General features: G+C 72.1%; 15 protein-coding genes and 1 pseudogene. 12 read left to right on the top strand and 4 right to left on the bottom strand.

Annotated features, from left to right (window positions below):
- Window positions 1-370: 370 nt before the first annotated feature.
- A complete protein-coding gene (locus tag AC3EQ1_RS23155; protein ID WP_432096261.1) occupies window positions 371-1,738 on the top strand; it encodes an FAD-binding oxidoreductase in 1,368 nt (455 codons plus the stop codon).
- Window positions 1,739-1,973: 235 nt separating this feature from the next.
- Here the strand turns inward: AC3EQ1_RS23155 and AC3EQ1_RS23150 are convergent, their stop codons facing one another.
- Entirely contained in the window at window positions 1,974-2,456 is a 483-nt protein-coding gene (locus AC3EQ1_RS23150) for an SsgA family sporulation/cell division regulator (protein WP_432096260.1), read from the bottom strand.
- 491 nt (window positions 2,457-2,947) lie between these two features.
- On the opposite strand from AC3EQ1_RS23150, the gene AC3EQ1_RS23145 reads away from it, so the two are divergent.
- Both AC3EQ1_RS23145 and AC3EQ1_RS23140 read left to right on the top strand, forming a co-directional pair.
- Window positions 2,948-4,744: an RDD family protein gene (locus AC3EQ1_RS23145; protein ID WP_432096259.1), complete on the top strand. Its 1,797-nt coding sequence runs from the start codon at window positions 2,948-2,950 to the stop codon at window positions 4,742-4,744.
- Window positions 4,745-5,074: 330 nt separating this feature from the next.
- Entirely contained in the window at window positions 5,075-5,806 is a 732-nt protein-coding gene (locus AC3EQ1_RS23140) for an RDD family protein (RefSeq protein WP_432096258.1), read from the top strand.
- 232 nt (window positions 5,807-6,038) lie between these two features.
- Here AC3EQ1_RS23140 and AC3EQ1_RS23135 read toward each other — a convergent pair whose 3' ends face one another.
- Window positions 6,039-6,353, bottom strand: coding sequence for a hypothetical protein (locus AC3EQ1_RS23135; protein ID WP_432096257.1), 315 nt, complete (start codon window positions 6,351-6,353; stop codon window positions 6,039-6,041).
- A gap of 431 nt (window positions 6,354-6,784) precedes the next feature.
- Between AC3EQ1_RS23135 and AC3EQ1_RS23130 the strand changes: the two genes are divergently transcribed.
- Window positions 6,785-9,178: an immune inhibitor A domain-containing protein gene (locus AC3EQ1_RS23130; RefSeq protein WP_432096256.1), complete on the top strand. Its 2,394-nt coding sequence runs from the start codon at window positions 6,785-6,787 to the stop codon at window positions 9,176-9,178.
- Window positions 9,179-9,317: 139 nt separating this feature from the next.
- Window positions 9,318-9,638 (top strand): annotated as a pseudogene (locus AC3EQ1_RS23125) (hypothetical protein); the annotation flags it as partial.
- 257 nt (window positions 9,639-9,895) lie between these two features.
- On the opposite strand, the gene AC3EQ1_RS23120 reads toward AC3EQ1_RS23125, so the two are convergent.
- Complete coding sequence (locus AC3EQ1_RS23120) at window positions 9,896-10,480, bottom strand: isochorismatase family protein (RefSeq protein WP_432096255.1); 585 nt, start codon at window positions 10,478-10,480, stop codon at window positions 9,896-9,898.
- 320 nt (window positions 10,481-10,800) lie between these two features.
- Window positions 10,801-12,129: a nicotinate phosphoribosyltransferase gene (locus AC3EQ1_RS23115; RefSeq protein ID WP_432096254.1), complete on the bottom strand. Its 1,329-nt coding sequence runs from the start codon at window positions 12,127-12,129 to the stop codon at window positions 10,801-10,803.
- Between the two features lie 77 nt (window positions 12,130-12,206).
- On the opposite strand from AC3EQ1_RS23115, the gene clpS reads away from it, so the two are divergent.
- The 7 genes from clpS (at window position 12,207) to AC3EQ1_RS23080 (ending at window position 16,936) form a co-directional block, all read left to right on the top strand.
- Window positions 12,207-12,539 carry an ATP-dependent Clp protease adapter ClpS gene (gene clpS, locus AC3EQ1_RS23110; protein ID WP_351512757.1) on the top strand — a complete coding sequence of 111 codons (333 nt, stop codon included), beginning with the start codon at window positions 12,207-12,209 and terminating at the stop codon, window positions 12,537-12,539.
- Window positions 12,539-13,129: a DUF2017 domain-containing protein gene (locus AC3EQ1_RS23105; RefSeq protein ID WP_432096253.1), complete on the top strand. Its 591-nt coding sequence runs from the start codon at window positions 12,539-12,541 to the stop codon at window positions 13,127-13,129. Before clpS ends, AC3EQ1_RS23105 begins: the two co-directional genes overlap by 1 nt.
- 322 nt (window positions 13,130-13,451) lie before the next feature.
- Complete coding sequence (locus tag AC3EQ1_RS23100; RefSeq protein ID WP_432096252.1) at window positions 13,452-14,912, top strand: amino acid permease; 1,461 nt, start codon at window positions 13,452-13,454, stop codon at window positions 14,910-14,912.
- Window positions 14,913-14,973: 61 nt separating this feature from the next.
- Window positions 14,974-15,399, top strand: coding sequence for a M67 family metallopeptidase (locus AC3EQ1_RS23095; protein ID WP_432096251.1), 426 nt, complete (start codon window positions 14,974-14,976; stop codon window positions 15,397-15,399).
- 93 nt (window positions 15,400-15,492) lie between these two features.
- A complete protein-coding gene (locus tag AC3EQ1_RS23090) occupies window positions 15,493-15,615 on the top strand; it encodes a putative leader peptide (RefSeq protein WP_351512765.1) in 123 nt (40 codons plus the stop codon).
- Between the two features lie 92 nt (window positions 15,616-15,707).
- Window positions 15,708-15,986: a MoaD/ThiS family protein gene (locus tag AC3EQ1_RS23085; protein ID WP_432096250.1), complete on the top strand. Its 279-nt coding sequence runs from the start codon at window positions 15,708-15,710 to the stop codon at window positions 15,984-15,986.
- Window positions 15,986-16,936 (top strand): PLP-dependent cysteine synthase family protein, encoded by a 951-nt coding sequence (locus AC3EQ1_RS23080; RefSeq protein WP_432096249.1) that lies wholly within the window; start codon window positions 15,986-15,988, stop codon window positions 16,934-16,936. The genes AC3EQ1_RS23085 and AC3EQ1_RS23080 overlap by 1 nt, the downstream gene beginning before the upstream one ends.
- Window positions 16,937-17,314: the final 378 nt, after the last annotated feature.

Below are 17,314 nucleotides of genomic sequence, written 5' to 3'. Positions count from 1 at the left end.
CCCCAGCCCCTGAACCCGAGCCCCTGAGTTCGGGCCCTTGGCCCGAGCCCTTGGGCCGGGCCTGAGCCGAGGCTTCCGGCCCCGAGCGCTCCTGGAAGCGGGGCCACCGCTTCCAGGAGCACCGCAGCGGGAGCCCAGGAGCACCGCGGCGGACTCCACGGGCACCGCACGGACCCCACGAGCACCGCAGCGGACCCCAGGACCACCGCGGCGGCCCCGTGAGCACCGGAACCGGGCCGGGGCGCCGGGCCCGTCCCGCGACGTCTCCCCGTATCCGGCCACGGTCGAGGTCACGGCCGGGCCGGATCCCGCCCGGCGCCGAGAGGTGTCGATCTTCCCAGCGGAGCACGCAAATGCGACGCTGGACCTCATGGACCAGCTGATGGATCTGCTCCGGGACGGCCTCCCCGACGAAGCTCTGCTGACCGACCCCGACGTCACCGCCGCCTACAGCAACGACATGGCGTCCTTCTGCGACGCGGGCGTCCCCGCCGTCGTCGTCCTGCCCCGCAGTGTCGAGCAGGTCCAGCACGTGATGCGCACCGCCACGGCCCTGCGCGTCCCCGTCGTCCCCCAGGGCGCGCGCACCGGGCTCTCCGGCGCGGCCAACGCCTCCGACGGGTGCATCGTGCTCTCCCTGGTCAAGATGGACCGGATCCTGGAGATCAACCCCGTCGACCGGACCGCCGTCGTCGAGCCCGGCGTGGTCAACGCGGCGCTCTCCCGGGCCGTCGGCGAGCACGGCCTCTACTACCCGCCGGACCCGAGCAGTTGGGAACAGTGCACCATCGGCGGCAACATCGGCACCGCGTCCGGCGGCCTGTGCTGCGTGAAGTACGGCGTCACCGCCGAGTACGTGCTCGGCCTCGAGGTCGTGCTCGCCGACGGGCGGCTGCTGACCACCGGCCGCCGCACCGCCAAGGGCGTCGCCGGCTACGACCTGACGCGGCTGTTCGTCGGCTCCGAGGGCAGCCTCGGCATCGTCGTCCGGGCCGTGCTGGCCCTGAAGCCCACCCCGCCGCCGCAGCTCGCGCTCGCCGCCGAGTTCCCCAGCACGGCCGCCGCCTGCGACGCGGTCTGCCGCATCATGGCCGACGGCCACGGCCCTTCCCTCCTCGAACTCATGGACCGCACCACGCTCCGCGCGGTCAACGCGATGGCCGACATGGGACTGCCGGAGACCACCGAGGCGCTGCTGCTCGCCGCCTTCGACACCCCCGATCCGTCGAGCGAGCTGGCGGCGGTCGGGAAGATCTGCGAGGAGGCCGGGGCCACCGAGGTCGTACCGGCCGACGACACCGCCGAGTCCGAACTCCTCCTCCAGGCCCGGCGCCTCGCCCTCACCGCCCTGGAGCGGATCGGCACCGCCACCATGATCGACGACGTCTGCGTGCCCCGGTCCCGGCTCGCGGAGATGCTGGAGGGCACCGCCGCGATCGGCGACCGGTACGGCCTGACGGTCGGGGTCTGCGCCCACGCGGGCGACGGCAACACCCACCCCGTCGTCTGCTTCGACGCCGCCGACCCGGACGAGTCACGGCGCGCCCGCGAGTCGTTCGACGCGATCATGGCCCTCGGTCTCGAACTCGGCGGCACGATCACCGGCGAGCACGGCGTCGGCGTGCTGAAGAAGGAGTGGCTCGCCCGGGAGATCGGCCCGGTCGGCCTGGAGCTCCAGCGGGGCATCAAGAACACCTTCGACCCGCTCGGCCTGCTCAACCCGGGCAAGCTCTTCTGACGCCCCGCCTCTTCCGGCGCACCGTCTCTGACGCACTGCCCGGCGCCCGGCCCGGGCCACCCCCTCATCCCCCGGGGCCAACCGTCGGGGCCCGCCTGTGCCCCCGGCCGCAGCCCCTGGCCGTACCCCCGACCCCCGATCCCCGACCCCCGTCCTCACCCCCGGTCGCTTTCTCCGGTCCCGGCTCCCCTCGTCCCCCTTCCGGGCCTCCTGCCCGGCCCGCGTCGTCCCCGGCTCAGGCCCCCGCGGGCGTCTCCGGCGGCTCGTCGGCGGGCCGGAGCTCCCGTAGCCGGGCCTCCTCCGGGACCGCCGGGGCCAGCAGGGCCTCCAGCTCGTCGTCGATGGCCAGCCGCTCGCCCTCCGCCGCGGGCGGCACCAGGCGCAGGGTCCGTTCCAGCCACGCCGACACCGCACCGGCCGGGGCCTCCAGCAGCGCGTCACCGTCGGGGGAGGACAGCAGCATGCAGACGACGCTCCGTCCGTCGATCTTCGTCGGCCAGACCCGGACATCCCCCTCACCGGAGAGCCGGAACACCCCCTCGATCAGCAGATCCCGGGCGAACGTCCAGGTGACGGGGGAGTCCGAGCCGATGTGGAAGGTGATGCGCACGGCATACGGATCCTCCGTCCGGTAGATCAGCCGGGCCGGTACCGGAATGCTGCGCTCGGGTGACAGGACCAGGTCCAGCTCCAACTCTCGTTCCACCACGGTGTGCATGACGTCGTCCTTTCCTGGGGCGGCGGCCCTCGCGACGGGCCCGCACACGGTGAGACACCGCACCTCGGCATTCATGACGCGACTTCGCGAAACCCGCCGGAACACGTGCCGGGCGGACGCCGGTGGTGACCGGGCGGTGCCGCGGACGGCCCGCCCGGCTCCGTTCTCGTGCCCCGCTTCTCCCCCGATGTGCGTCCCCGGCGGTGAGCGGCGCGGAGCGCGTACCCCCCGGACACACGGCGCAGGAGCCCCGGCGTCGGCGGTGGTTCCGCGGGCACGCCCACGGATTCTCCCGGCTCCGCCCGGCCGTCGTGGCGGTAACCGGGGATTGGAGCGCCGGACGGACGGGTCTGGTATGTGTGGACACTGCGCTCCGGCCCCGTGCGCCTCCGGGCAGCGGTGGAGCGCGCTACACCCACACCGCGCGTGTGCGGCACACTGCTCCTGCCCAACCGCACAGCACGGACGAGCAGAACGACGGGAAACGGTCAATGAGCGCGCCAACCTCAGGATCCGCCGACGGCAGCCCCAGCCCCGGGTACTACCCGGACCCGTCCATTCCCAGCTACATCCGGTACTGGAACGGCTCGTCCTGGGTGCCGGGCACGAGCCGTCCCGCGCCGAAGGACGGCGAGGAGACGCCCGGAGCACCGGCCGCCGCCACGCCTGCCGTTGCCGCGCCGGGCGCCGTCCCGGGGGACCGGAGCATGTCGATGGAGGAGTCCGGCCCGGTGTTCCTCGACGAGGACCCGGCCCTGGCGGCGTCCTCCGCCGGCTCCCTGCCGGAGACCGGCTCCGGCGCCCCGGACGGGACGTCCCAGCCGGCCGGTTCCCGCAGTGAACCCGCCTCCGCCTGGCAGGCGGACGCCTCCCGGCAGACCGGGTTCGGCGCGGAGCAGGAGCGCCGCATCTCCTGGGGCGCGGAGTCCGCGGACACCCCCGGTGCGTACGGCGCGGCGCCCTCCGTCGGCGACGGCCCCGGCGCCGCTCCCGGGGGTGTGGGGGGCGAGAGTGTGGGGGCCGGCGGTGCGGCGCAGGACGTCGGCCGGCCCGTCTCCGGCGCGTTCGGCCCGCCCCAGGATCCGGAGCAGCCGGCGGACGCCCGGGCCGGCGCCGGTTCCGCCGACCGTAACGAGCCGTCGGGCCGGTCCCCGGAAGCGGCCGGGGGAGCGCCGGCCGGGACCACGGACCGTCAGGGCCCGTCGGCGACCGTGCAGCTGGGCGCGCGCACCGGTTCCGGACCGGCGGGGCGGGACCGGCACGACGGCACGATGACCCTGCGCGCCGACGCCGGCGAGCGGGGGGCGTCGTCCGGGGCGGACCGCAAGGACGGCACCCTGACCATCCGCGCCGCCCGGCCCGGTGCCGCGCGGGAGCGGATCGACGCGATCCCGCCCCAGCCGGGCCCGGAGGCTCCGTCGGCCACCGGCCAGGCCGCGTCCGCCCAGCCGGAGAGGGCCCCCTCGGCCCAGTCCGTGCCCCCGCAGCAGACCCCGGCCTCCCCCTCCGCCCCGACGCCGCATCAGCCGTCCGTCCCCGCGCAGCAGCAGGCGCCGGGGACCGGCCCCGCCGCCCCGCAGTCGCCGGTCACCCAGGGCCCCGGCGGCGGGCAGCCGTCCTGGGCGCAGCAGGTGCACCGGCTCGCCACCCCGGACCAGGCCGCCGCGGGCGCGGCGCAGGGGCAGGGCCTCCCGGGCCAGGGCGGTGCGGGCCAGGGCGGTGCCGAGGGGGTCATCCCGTGGCGGCCGCCGGTCGACGACCCCTTCCTCCGGGCCGCCCAGGCCCAGGCGTCGGCCCGACCGGCCCCGCTCGGCCGCCGGTTCGCGGCCCGGCTGATCGACACCGTCCTCCTGGGCGGTGTGGTGGCGGCCGCCGCCGTTCCGCTGATCTCCCTCGCCCTCGGCCACATCGACGACAAGCTGGAGAAGGCCCGGCTGACCGGTGAGACGGTGACCGTCTGGCTGGTCGACGGCACCACGGCCGGGTACTTCGGCGCGGTCCTGGGCGTGCTGCTCGTCGCGGGGGTGCTCTACGAGGCGCTGCCGGTGGCCAAGTGGGGCCGCACCGTGGGCAAGCGGCTCTGCGGGGTGCAAGTGCTGGACATCGAGACCCACGACTCCCCGTCCTTCGGCGGCGCCCTGCGCCGCTGGCTGCTCTACGGCCTGCTCGGCGTCCTGGCCGTCGGGATCGTCAATGTGCTCTGGTGCCTCTTCGACCGCCCGTGGCGGCAGTGCTGGCACGACAAGGCGGCCCGCACGTTCGTGGCCGGAACGGGCGGACAGGACTGAGGGGTTCCGGCGCTGTGGGCACCCGGTAGGTCGTTGTGGTCCGGTGCCGGGCGTCGCAAGCTGCCGCAGAGCCCTGGCCGTGGGGCCACCGCTGCGCTCCGGCAACGCGGCGAGGTGCGGCGCCGGGGCCGTGCGACCCGGCCGGGCACAGCGCCCGGACCTCCGAGCCGTCCGGGCCTCTGAGCCGTCCGGTCCCCTGAGCTGCCCGGTCCCTTGAGCCGTCCGGTCCCTTGAGCTGCCCAGTCCCCTGAGCCGTCCGGTCCCCGCCCGGTCCCCCGAACGGCTCGTTCCGGGCTGCGGAGCCTCCCCGGCCGGGGTCGACTGGGGGCCATGAGCAGCGATCAGCCGTCGCCCGGGTCCGGTGAGCCGCCGGACGACGACCGGTTCCGGAAGGGGCCGCAGCCCCCGCCCGCGGACGGCTCCGGCGGTGCGTGGGGTGGCGGTACCCCGCCGCCCCCTCCGCCCGGCGGCGCGGGCGGTCCGTACGGCGGAGGCCAGGGCGGCGGCCCGTACAGCGGAGCCCCGGGCGGCGGAAGCCCCTACGGCGGCGGGCCGGGCGGTGGTCCGTACGGCGGCGATCCCTATGGCTCGGGCTCCGGCGTCGATCCGCTCGCCGGAATGCCCCCGCTCGCCAACCGCGGCAAACGGCTGCTCGCCCGGATCATCGACGGGCTGCTCATCGCCATCCCGGTCGGCGTGATCATGAGCTTGATCGTCGGCGGCTACGACCCCACGGACCCCGACGACACCGGCCGATCGGCCACCGTCCAGGGCACGGTCATGCTCGTGTACTTCATCTACGAGGGGCTGATGCTGAGCAACTCCGGCCAGACCGTGGGCAAGAAGCTCATGAACATCCGGGTCGCCCTGCTGGAGAACGGCGGGATCCCGGCCGGATCGGTCGGCTGGATCCGCGCCGCCGTCTACACCCTGCCCGAGTTCGTGCCCTGCTGCGGCTTCATCTTCTGGCTGGTCAACGTGCTGAACTGCACCTGGGACAAGCCGTATCAGCAGTGTCTGCACGACAAGGCGGCCAAGACCGTGGTGGTGGCGGTCACCTGAGCCCCGGCCGGGAAACGGGCTCGGACCCGAGCCCGTTCCGGCTGCGCCCGCATCGGAAGTGAGCGTCACCCGGGCCCTGTTCCGGCCGTGTGCCCCCGGAAGTGAGCGTCACCCGGGCCTTGTTCCGGTCGCGCCCGGCCCCGGAAGCGGGCTCGTCACCCGAGCCCGATCCCGATCCTGAGCCCGAGCCCGAGCCCGAGCCCGAGCCCGATCCTGAGCCCGCGCCCCGCCCTCAGCGGCGGACCGAGTGGCCCTCCAGCCGGGAGCCCGCCTTCGGGTGGTGCCGCGGCCGGGGGACCCGGGCCCGGTGCGTGGTGGCCGGGGCGGAGCCCATGGGGTGGCCGGCGGGCGGCTGCGCCACGGGCCGGGCCGGGCGGCGGGGCGCCGCGACGGTCGTGGCCACCAGCAGGCCGAGGGCCAGGCCCACGACGGCGGCGAGGGTCACCCCCAGGGCCGAACCGGTCCGGAAGAGCAGCAGCATGGCCAGGGTCGCGAAGACGACGGTGGCCGAACCGTAGGCGAGCTGGGCGAGAGTCGGACGCGGCATCGCGGAGTTCCGTCCTCGGGACAGTGTCGGGGTTGGCGGAGTCACCGGCCGCTGGGCCCGGGGTGGACGCCGAGCTCGCGCCGTCCTGTGACTCCAGTTGCTGTCTGCCCGAGCGGATCCGGTACTAAGCGTGACCTTACACACGGTGCCGGTGCACAGGGGGCGCACGGAGTCATTCCGTATTTCAACAGGCGAGACGGACGCGCCTGTTCCTTCCGTCTGCCGGAACCGCGTTGCCCGAGGTGGGGCCGGGTGACCGGGGGCCGCGACGTTCACCCGACGGACATCTGTCCGATGTCCGGAAGATGAGAACCGCTCAACGTATGTGCATGGCGTGTTCAAGTCAAGATCTGTCTTTTCTGTCGTCACTCCGGTCCAATGCCCCCCAGAAGAAGCTTTTTTGGGGGAACACCCGGGGAGGACAGCGCCACGTGAGCAGCCACCGGAGGACCATCAGATCCGCCGCCCTGGCAACCGCGGTCGCCGCGCTCGGAGCAGCAGCTCTGTCAGCGGGCGCCGCGCAGGCCGATGACCGGCCGACCGGCGGAGTCGAGCGCCTTGACCCGGCGTCGGCGAGGGGGCAGGTCGACCACGACCTGGAAGGCCCGTTCAGCGAGAAGCAGAAGGCTCAGCGCGAGGAAGCGCTCAAGCAGATCCTCGCCGGAGACGCGCGGGCCGAGAAGCGCGGTTCCTCGCAGGTCGTCAAGCTCGACAAGAACAAGTACGTCGAGCTGGGCCGGGAGCGGACCGACAAGATCTTCACGATCCTCGTGGAGTTCGGCAACAAGGTCGACAACACCACGATGTACGACCCGGACGGCGCGGACGGCCCGAAGCCGGCCGTCAAGAAGTACGGCGGGACGCCCGGCCCGAAGCACAACAAGATCGCGAAGCCGGACCGCGCCGACGACAACAGCACCGCCTGGCGCAAGGACTACGACCGCAAGCACTTCCAGGACCTCTACTTCTCCAAGGCGAAGAAGAAGCAGTCCCTGAAGAAGTACTACGAGAAGGCCTCCTCCGGCCGGTACTCGGTCGACGGCGAGGTCTCCGACTGGGTGAAGGTCAAGTGGAACGAGGGCCGGTACGGCTCGAACTACTGCGGCGACACCAACTGCCCCAACGTCTGGGACGCGGTGCGTGACGGCGTCAACCAGTGGGCCGCCGACCAGAAGGCCGCCGGACGGACCCCCGCCCAGATCAAGGCGCAGCTCGCCAAGTACGACAAGTGGGACCGTTACGACTTCGACGGTGACGGCAACTTCAACGAGTCCGACGGCTACATCGACCACTTCCAGCTCGTGCACGCGGGCGAGGACGAGTCGGCGGGCGGCGGCGTCCAGGGCGAGACGGCGCTGTGGGCGCACCGCTGGTACGCGTACGGCACGGACGCGGGCAAGACCGGCCCCTCCGCCAACAAGTCCGGCGGCACCCAGATCGGTGACACCGGCATCTGGGTCGGCGACTACACGATGCAGCCGGAGAACGGCGGCCTCGGGGTCTACGCCCACGAGTACGGCCACGACCTGGGCCTGCCGGACCTCTACGACACCACGGGCAAGGGCGAGTCGTCCGTCGGTTTCTGGTCCCTGATGTCCTCGGGCTCCTGGCTGGGCACCGGCAAGAAGGAGATCGGCGACCTGCCGGGCGACATGAGCGCCTGGGACAAGCTGCAGCTGGGCTGGCTGAACTACGGCAAGGCCAAGGCGGCGAAGAAGTCCACCCACAAGCTGGGGGTCGCGGAGTACAACACCCGCAACAAGCAGGCGCTCGTCGTCAACCTGCCGTCCAAGTCCGAGACCACCACCGTGGCGAAGCCCACCGAGGGCGCCAAGCAGTGGTGGAGCGACATGGGCAACGACCTCAAGAACACCCTCACCCGCTCGGTCGACCTGACGGGCAAGTCCAAGGCCGCCCTGAACCTCAAGGGCTGGTGGGACATCGAGGAGAACTACGACTACCTCTACGCCGAGGTGTCGACCGACGGCGGCGCCAACTGGACGCCCGTGGACGGCACGGCGGACGGCAAGGCCATTCCGCGCGACGGCGGTGACAAGCCGGCGCTGACCGGTGTCTCCGGGGCCTACAAGGACGTCGTCTACCCGCTGGACGCCTACGCGGGCAAGAAGATCGACCTCCGCTTCCGCTACCAGACCGACGGCGGCGCGGCGCAGAAGGGCTTCGCGGCCGACGAGATCAGCGTGGTGGCGGACGGCTCCCCGCTGTTCACCGACGGCGCCGAGGCCGACGACAACGGCTGGGCCGTGAAGGGCTTCTCGCGCATCGGCGAGACCTTCACCAAGAAGTACCCGCAGTACTACCTCGCGGAGAACCGCCAGTACGTGTCGTACGACAAGACCCTCAAGGTCGGCCCGTACAACTTCGGCTGGGCCACCGCCCGTCCGAACTGGGTGGAGCACTACCCGTACCAGAACGGCCTGCTGGTCTCGCTCTGGGACACCTCGCAGGCGGACAACAACGTCAGCGTCCACCCGGGCAAGGGGCTGATCCTGCCGGTCGACTCCCACGCCAAGCCGGAGAAGTGGGCCGACGGGACGCTGCTGCGCAACCGCGTCCAGGCGTACGACTCGCCCTTCAGCCGGTACGCCTCGGACGGGTTCAAGATCCACAAGGACGGCAAGGCCACCAAGATCAAGTCGAAGAAGGGTGTCTCCGTCTTCGACGATCACAAGGGGACCTACTGGTACCGCTCGAACCCGACCGCGGGTGTCGTCGTTCCTGACACCAACACCCAGATCAAGATCGTCAAGGAGGCCCGCGACGGGTCGACGATGACGGTGAAGGTCGGGCCCTCGACCCGGTAGATCGCTATCTTCGCAGGTCGGAACGGTATCGGCCGTCGCCCTCTAGCGGGCGGCGGCCGATCCGCGTTTAGATGCTCTGGCAAACTTCTTATTGACACGACCGTCACGCATGACCACTCACGGGGGAGATTTCGAACGCATGGCAGATGGAGGATTCATCAAGCTTCCGGGCGGCAGCGTGGTCGTCGCGCTGTCGCTGCCCCGCCCGCTGGGCGAGGGTGCCTGCGGCGAGGCCGTACGGGTCCGGGTGCTCGTGCACGCCGCGAACCGGGCGCGGGCCCTGACCCGCCTGCGCAATCTCGGGCTGCGCTCGGTGTACCTGCGGGGGAACATCGCGCCGCCGACGCCGGACGAGGTCACGGCCGTCCTGCACCACCCCGACGGGCTCGTGTGGCGGGCCGCGCCGCACGACGACACGGAGTCCTGGCACCCGATCCGGACCCTGCTGCGACCGCCGGCCCAGCCCGCGGCGCCGGAGCCGCGGGCGCCGGAGGGGCGCAGCCTGCCGGCCTTCCCGGCGGTGCCCGCACCGCTGGTGCTCTAGGAGGCCGGGCCCCGCCCCGGCAGGGCCCGGCCCATGCACGCCCCGGCCCATCAGGACCTGGCGGCTCAGGGCCCGGGGCTCCGGGCTCCGGCGCTTCGGGCCCCATACGTCCGGGCCCGGAGGCCCCGTGGCGCCTGTCTGTCCGGTCCCCGGTGGGGCCGGCTCCGCGGGCGTCAGACCACCGGCCGCCCCGTGAGCTCCACACCCGCCGCGCGGAACTCCCGCAGCGCCCGCTCGGTGGTGTGCCGGGCCACCCCGGCCGTCAGATCGAGCAGCACCCCCGTGGTGAAGCCCTCGCGGACCGCGTCCAGCGCGGTGGCCCGGACGCAGTGGTCGGTCGCGATGCCGACCACGTCGACCTCGCTGACGTGCCGGGCCCGCAGCCAGTCGGCCAGCGTCGTCCCGTCCTCGTCGACGCCCTCGAACCCGCTGTACGCCGAGGCGTACGCGCCCTTGTCGAAGATCGCGGCGATCGCGCCCGAGGCGACGGCCGGGGCGAAGTTCGGGTGGAACGCGCTGCCCTTCGTGCCCGCCACGCAGTGCGGGGGCCAGGAGTGCTCGAAGTCGGGCTGCTCGGAGAAGTGACCGCCCGGATCGATGTGGAAGTCGCGGGACGCGACGACATGGCGGTAACCGGCGGTCGACGCTCCGATCACGTCGGTGATGGCGGCGGCGACGTCGGCGCCGCCGGCGACCGCGAGGCTGCCGCCCTCGCAGAAGTCGTTCTGCACATCGACGACGATGAGTGCCCGGTGCATGGCGTGCCCTTCGGCTGGTGAACGGCGGGGGCGGACCGGGCCCCTTCCCGGAACCGGCGCCCGGACCACCGCACGGTCGACCGGCCTGTCCCGGCCTTTCCGAGCGTAGGGATTCGGACGCCCCCGCGGGAGGGGGCCGGACGCCCTCATGGGGTGTCCCTGACCATGGCGCGCGTCCCGGGGCCTGCCCGGATTCGTGCCGTCCGCTCCCCCTGGGCGCCGCACGGGGAGCGGACGTGGCCCGGGAGCCCGCCGTCGGGGGACCGGGCCGGAGCGGTGAGCCCCGGCCCGAGCCCCGTGACGGGCCCCTGGCGCGGGATCTAGACGTACTCCGTGGGCAGCACCGGCTCGCCCCGGGACAGCTGCCGGGCCGACAGCGGCAGGGTCTCCCGGACCCGGGCGTGCCGGTCGCGGACCGTGTCCAGCGGCTCGCGGGAGAGCACCTCGCCGCCCCGGAGCAGCTCCACCAGCAGCTCGTTTCCGGCCAGCTCCGGGGGGACCTCCCCGGTGCCCACCACCTCGGCCATGGCCACGCCGTCCGCGTCCACCCGGCGGGCGGCCCACTTGCGGCCGCCGACCGACGTCTTCCCGCCCAGCGACTTCTTCGCGACCGGCACCAGCGGGGCCGCCGGATCGGCGGACTCGGCGCGGGCGACCAGCTTGTAGACCATGGAGCAGGTCGGGTGGCCGCTGCCGGTGACCAGCTGGGTGCCGACGCCGTAGGCGTCCACCGGGGCGGCGGCGAGCGAGGCGATCGCGTACTCGTCCAGGTCGCTGGTGACCACGATCCGGGTGTCCCGGGCGCCGAGGGCGTCCAGCTGCTGGCGCACCCGGTGCGCCACCAGCAGCAGGTCGCCCGAGTCGATCCGGACGGCGCCCAGCTCGGGCCCGGCCAGCTCCACGGCGGTCCGCACGGCCTCGGCCACGTCGTAGGTGTCCACCAGCAGGGTCGTGCCCCGCCCGAGCGATTCGATCTGGGCGGTGAACGCGTCCCGCTCGCTGTCGTGCAGCAGCGTGAAGGCGTGGGCGCTGGTGCCGACCGTCGGGATGCCGTAACGGAAGCCGGCCGCGAGGTCGGAGGTGGAGTGGAAGCCGCCGATGTACGCGGCGCGGCTGGCGGCGACCGCGGCCAGCTCGTGGGTGCGCCGGGCGCCCATCTCGATCAGCTGCCGGACCCCGGCGGCCAGCGACATCCGGGAGGCCGCGGCGGCCACCGCCGAGTCGTGGTTGAGGATCGAGAGGATCACCGTCTCCAGCAGCACGGCCTCGGCGAAGCTGCCCTCGACCCGCAGCAGCGGTGAGCCGGGGAAGTAGACCTCGCCCTCCGGGTAGCCCTGGATGTCGCCGCGGAAGCGGAAGTCGGCCAGCCACTGCAGCGTCGGCTCGTCGACCACGCCGCGGCTGCGGAGGAAGTCCAGCACGTCGGTGTCGAAACGGAAGTTCTCGACGGCGTCCAGTACGCGGCCGGTACCCGCCACGACCCCGTAGCGCCGCCCCTCGGGCAGTCGGCGGGTGAAGACCTCGAAGACGGAGCGGCGGTCGGCGGTGCCCGCTCTCAGCGCTGCTTGCAGCATCGTCAGTTCGTACTGATCGGTGAAGAGCGCAGTCGACGGCACGGCCACCGGCAGCCCCAGGTCCGCTGTGTTCATGGCTGGGATGCTACCCCGCATACTCGTCACTCTGACGATTTCTGCGGAACGGGGCCGCCCGGAGGCCGGTTTATGCGATGCCCCACCCCTGGTGGCAGCATGGACGCGTGAGCGTCGCACCCGTCGAAATCGAGCGTCCCGAGTCGAGCGAGGCACCCGACGTGGTGCCCGAACCCGATGTCCCGTGGGTGACGCTCGTGCACAACGACCCGGTCAACCTCATGAGCTACGTGACGTATGTCTTTCAGACGTACTTCGGCTACTCCAAGGACAAGGCACACAAGCTGATGCTCGACGTGCACCACAAGGGACGGGCGATCGTCTCCAGCGGCACCCGCGAGGAGATGGAACGCGACGTGCAGGCCATGCACGGCTACGGCCTGTGGGCGACTCTCCAGCAGGACCGCTGATGTCCGGACTCTTCGAAGCCGTACCCGGCGGGGGCGCGGCCGTGGCGCTCGACGAGGTCGAGGTCTCCATCCTGCGCAGCCTCGCCGTCCAGCTGCTGGAGCTGGTCGGTCCCGGCGACGAGCCCATCGAAGGCGAGGATCCGCTCGCCTCGCTGTTCGCCGAGGGTCCCAGTGAACCGCCGAAGGACCCGGCGCTGGCCCGGCTCTTCCCCGACGCCTACGGCGGCCCGGACGTGAAGCCGGACGACGACGAGGCGCGCGACCTCTCCGCGGAGTTCCGCCGCTACACGGAGAACGACCTGCGGGCCCGCAAGCGGGACGACGCCCTGGCCGTCATCCGTTCCCTCGACGCCCTCACCATGGCCGGTGACGGCGGTGCCGTCCTGGGGCTCGGCCCGGACGAGTCCCGGCAGTGGCTGGGAGCCCTCAACGACCTGCGGCTGGCCATCGGTGCCCGGCTGGAGGTCTCGGACGACGACGGCGAGGAGTTCTACCGGCTGCCGGACTCCGATCCGCGCAAGCCGATGGTCATGGCCTACCTCTGGCTCGGCGGGCTCCAGGAGTCGCTCGTCGAAACTCTGCTGCCCTGACCGTTTCAGCTGATCGTTTGCGGTGTGTCGCGGCGAGTTCGCTCAGTAGACACTCAATTCCGGATAACGATCCCATCACCAGGGCCATCGATTTTCGGCCTTCCGGTGCATCTTTGTCCCCTTTTTCTTGTGGTGTGTGCCACATCTGACCGGCCGGTTCAGTGTTAGCGGCGTGATAAATCTTCACGACCTGCCGTCTACGCCGCCACCCATGGCGAGACGGGGGCGCAGCCGGCCGACCGTCGGTAGCAGGACTCCATCCGGGGGGATCGGAACCCCGATCCGGACAGACCGGATCGGTATGGAGAAAGGCGCACCATCCATGACCTCTGAGCAGGTCGCGAGCCGTACCGCTGAGGCGGGCACCGCGGGCAACGGAGCTTCCGAAGAGGGCTACGAGCGCGGACTGGGCAGTCGCCAGGTCCAGATGATCGCCATTGGTGGCGCCATCGGCGTCGGCCTCTTCATGGGTGCCGGAGCGAACATCGCCAAGGCCGGCCCCAGCATCATCCTCATGTACGCCCTGGCGGGCGTCATCATCTTCTTCATCATGCGAGCGCTCGGTGAGCTGCTCCTCTACCGGCCGGTGTCCGGCAGCTTCGCGGAGTACGCCCGCGAGTTCCTGGGCCCGTTCTTCGGTTATGTCACCGGCTGGACCTACTGGCTGATGTGGGTCGTGACCGGCATGGCCGAGCTCACGGCCGCCGCCATCTATATCCACTTCTGGTTCCCCGCGATCCCGCAATGGGTCAGCGCGCTGGTCTTCCTCGTGGTGCTGTTCGGCGTCAACCTGATCTCCGTCAAGCTCTTCGGCGAGGTCGAGTTCTGGTTCTCGATGGTCAAGGTCACCGCGATCATCGGCATGATCGTGATCGGTCTCGGCGTGCTCACCCTCGGCTTCTCGCAGGTCGGTGACACCGCCTCGGTCAGCAACCTCTGGTCGCACCACGGGATCTTCCCGAACGGCATCGGCTCCAGCCTGATGACCCTCCAGGGCGTGATGTTCGCCTACCTGGCCGTCGAGCTCGTGGGCGTCACCGCCGGTGAGAGCGAGAACCCGGAGAAGACCCTGCCCAAGGCGATCAACACCCTGCCCTGGCGCATCATCGTCTTCTACGTCGGTGCCCTCACCGTCATCCTCTCCGTCGTGAAGTGGACCGAGTTCTCCGAGGGTGAGAGCCCCTTCGTGCACGCGTTCAGCGAGATCGGCATTCCGCTCGCCGCGGGCATCGTGAACTTCGTCGTGCTGACCGCGGCCCTGTCGTCCTGCAACTCCGGCATGTACTCCACCGGCCGGATGCTGCGCGACCTCGCCGCCAACCAGGAGGCCCCGCAGGTCTTCGGCAAGCTCAACGCCCGCAAGACCCCGGCCGTCGGCATCGCCCTCTCCGTCACCCTCATGGGCATCGGCGTCGTCCTCAACTACGTCGTCCCGGAGAAGGCCTTCGCCTACGTCACCTCGGTGGCCACCGCGGCGGGCATCTGGACCTGGATGATGATCCTCGTCAGCCACATCCTGTACCGGCGCGCGGTGAAGGCCGGCCGCCTCTCGGCGTCCTCCTTCCCGGCTCCCGGCGGTGCCGCGTTCAGCTGGGTCGCCCTGCTGTTCCTGGTCTTCGTCACCGGTCTGATCGCCTACGACAGCGAGGCCCGGGTCTCCCTGTACGTCGGCGCCGGCTGGGCCGTCGTCCTCGGCATCGGCTGGCTGGTCCTCCGCAGCCGCGGCACCCTGCCCGGCCCCGGCGGCCAGGCCGACCGCCCGCTGGTGGACAGCACCAAGTAGCACGCGTCTCAGCAGACGGCCCCCGGATCTCCTCCGGGGGCCGTCTGCTTATCCTCGTGCCATGCTCACCATCACCCAGGACCTCCACGACCGGATCGTGGCGCACGCCCGCGCCGACCACCCCGACGAGGCGTGCGGTGTGATCGCCGGTCCGCAGGGGTCCGACCGTCCCGAGCGCTTCGTCCCCATGCTCAACGCGGCCCGGTCGCCCACGTTCTACGAGTTCGACTCGACCGACCTGCTCGCGCTCTACCGGGAGATGGACGACCGGGACGAGGAGCCGGTGGTGATCTACCACTCGCACACCGCCACCGAGGCGTACCCGTCCCGCACGGACATCTCGTACGCGGGCGAGCCCGGTGCCCACTACGTCCTCGTCTCCACCGCCGAGAGCGGCGCCGAGGAGGGGCCCGTGCAGTTCCGCTCCTTCCGGATCGTCGAGGGCGAGGTCACGGAAGAGAACGTGAAGATCGTCACGGCATACTGAGCCCAGGCCGGTCCCACGGGACGTGTCCAAAGCGACGTCCGGATCCTGGGATCGGATCCCGGAGCTCGGACGGGGAATCGATACGATGACCCCATGGTTGTCCACGACGTGAGCGAGAAGACGCCGGGCACGCTGCTCGTGGCGCGGCTGCACGTCGACCTGTGCCGCCTCGCCAGTGCGATGTGTCCGCACACCGCTGCCCGCCGCCCGGCCTGACCCCGTCAGGCCGCGCTGCCGGCCCTCAGCACTCTCTGCCGCCGGCGAAGGACGCCGCGCGCCCTCCGCTTCATTCCGACAGGAGCCCACTCATGGCCATCGAGGTCCGCATCCCGACCATCCTTCGCAGCTACACCGACGGCCAGAAGGTGGTCGAGGCCAGCGGCGCCACGCTCGAGGAGCTCTTCGCCGACCTCGAGTCGCGGCACGCCGGCATCCGCGAGCGCCTGGTCGACGGCGGTGAGCTGCGCCGCTTCGTGAACGTCTACCTCAACGACGAGGACGTCCGCTTCCTCGACGGCATCTCCACCAAGCTGTCAGACGGCGACAGCGTCACCGTCCTCCCGGCGGTCGCGGGCGGCATGCGCTGATGCGGTACGACTCCCCGCTGGCAGCGGTCGGCAACACGCCGCTCGTCCGTCTGCCGCGGCTGTCCCCGTCCCCGGACGTCCGGATCTGGGCGAAACTGGAGGACCGCAACCCGACCGGCTCCGTCAAGGACCGGCCGGCCCTCCACATGATCGAACAGGCCGAGAAGGACGGCCGGTTGACCCCCGGCTGCACCATCCTCGAGCCCACCTCCGGCAACACCGGCATCTCGCTCGCCATGGCCGCCAAGCTCAAGGGCTACCGCATCGTGTGCGTGATGCCCGAGAACACCTCGTCCGAGCGCCGCGAGCTGCTCGCCATGTGGGGCGCGGAGATCGTCCCCTCCCCGGCGGCGGGCGGCTCCAACACGGCCGTCCGGGTCGCCAAGGAGCTCTCCGCCGAGCACCCGGACTGGGTGATGCTCTACCAGTACGGCAACCCGGACAACGCGGGCGCCCACTACGCGACCACCGGCCCGGAGATCTACGCGGACCTCCCGTCGGTCACCCACTTCGTCGCGGGCCTGGGCACCACCGGCACCCTGATGGGCGTCGGGCGCTACCTCCGCGAGAAGGTCCCGGGCATCAGCATCGTCGCCGCCGAGCCGCGCTACGACGACCTGGTGTACGGGCTGCGCAACCTCGACGAGGGCTTCGTCCCGGAGCTCTACGACGAGTCCGTCCTCACCACGCGCTTCTCGGTCGGCTCCGAGGACGCGGTCCGGCGAACCCGCGAACTGCTCCAGCAGGAAGGCATCTTCGCGGGCGTCTCGACGGGCGCGGCCCTGCACGCGGCGATCGGCGTCGGCCGCAAGGCGGTCAAGGCGGGCGAGCCGGCGGACATCGTCTTCGTGGTCGCCGACGGCGGCTGGAAGTACCTCTCGACCGGCGTCTACACGGCCGATTCCACGGAAGCGGCGGTGGAGAACCTGCACGGCCAGCTCTGGGCGTAGCGGTTGTCGCTCCGCGGGACGGGGTTCTTGTGCCGCGGGGTTCCGGCGGACCGGACCGGGGTTCCGGCGTGGCCGGAGTGGCGACGGGGTTCCGGCGTGGCCGGGACCCCGGTGCGGATCGGCGTCGCGGCCTCGCCGGGGTGCCGCGCCGGCCGGGGCCGGGCCTGACGGGGGTGCGGGAGCGTTGACCTGTGCCCGGGCCGGGTCTGACGGACGCGGGGGCGTTGACCTGTGCCGGGGCCGGGTCTGACGGACGCGGGGGCGTTGACCTGTGCCGGGGCCGGGTCTGACGGACGCGGGGGCGTTGACCTGTGCCGGGGGGGGGGGGGGGGGGGGGGGGGGGGGGGGGGGGGGGGGGGGGGGGGGGGGGGGGGGGGG

Source organism: Streptomyces sp. bgisy100 (assembly GCF_057709105.1).
The sequence above is the reverse complement of the archived record's forward strand: the minus strand, read 5'-3'. Positions and strand labels throughout refer to the sequence as shown.

What these genes read in the sequence shown, in the direction of transcription:
- AC3EQ1_RS23100 (WP_432096252.1), top strand. Translation starts at nt 13,452, where the DNA reads ATGACCTCTGAGCAGGTCGCGAGCCGTACCGCTGAGGCGGGCACCGCG.
- AC3EQ1_RS23140 (WP_432096258.1), top strand. Translation starts at nt 5,075, where the DNA reads ATGAGCAGCGATCAGCCGTCGCCCGGGTCCGGTGAGCCGCCGGACGAC.
- AC3EQ1_RS23105 (WP_432096253.1), top strand. Translation starts at nt 12,539, where the DNA reads ATGTCCGGACTCTTCGAAGCCGTACCCGGCGGGGGCGCGGCCGTGGCG.
- AC3EQ1_RS23155 (WP_432096261.1), top strand. Translation starts at nt 371, where the DNA reads ATGGACCAGCTGATGGATCTGCTCCGGGACGGCCTCCCCGACGAAGCT.
- AC3EQ1_RS23150 (WP_432096260.1), bottom strand. Translation starts at nt 2,456, where the DNA reads ATGCACACCGTGGTGGAACGAGAGTTGGAGCTGGACCTGGTCCTGTCA.
- AC3EQ1_RS23115 (WP_432096254.1), bottom strand. Translation starts at nt 12,129, where the DNA reads ATGAACACAGCGGACCTGGGGCTGCCGGTGGCCGTGCCGTCGACTGCG.
- AC3EQ1_RS23080 (WP_432096249.1), top strand. Translation starts at nt 15,986, where the DNA reads ATGCGGTACGACTCCCCGCTGGCAGCGGTCGGCAACACGCCGCTCGTC.
- AC3EQ1_RS23090 (WP_351512765.1), top strand. Translation starts at nt 15,493, where the DNA reads ATGGTTGTCCACGACGTGAGCGAGAAGACGCCGGGCACGCTGCTCGTG.
- AC3EQ1_RS23095 (WP_432096251.1), top strand. Translation starts at nt 14,974, where the DNA reads ATGCTCACCATCACCCAGGACCTCCACGACCGGATCGTGGCGCACGCC.
- AC3EQ1_RS23120 (WP_432096255.1), bottom strand. Translation starts at nt 10,480, where the DNA reads ATGCACCGGGCACTCATCGTCGTCGATGTGCAGAACGACTTCTGCGAG.
- AC3EQ1_RS23145 (WP_432096259.1), top strand. Translation starts at nt 2,948, where the DNA reads ATGAGCGCGCCAACCTCAGGATCCGCCGACGGCAGCCCCAGCCCCGGG.
- AC3EQ1_RS23085 (WP_432096250.1), top strand. Translation starts at nt 15,708, where the DNA reads ATGGCCATCGAGGTCCGCATCCCGACCATCCTTCGCAGCTACACCGAC.
- AC3EQ1_RS23135 (WP_432096257.1), bottom strand. Translation starts at nt 6,353, where the DNA reads ATGCCGCGTCCGACTCTCGCCCAGCTCGCCTACGGTTCGGCCACCGTC.
- clpS (WP_351512757.1), top strand. Translation starts at nt 12,207, where the DNA reads ATGCCCCACCCCTGGTGGCAGCATGGACGCGTGAGCGTCGCACCCGTC.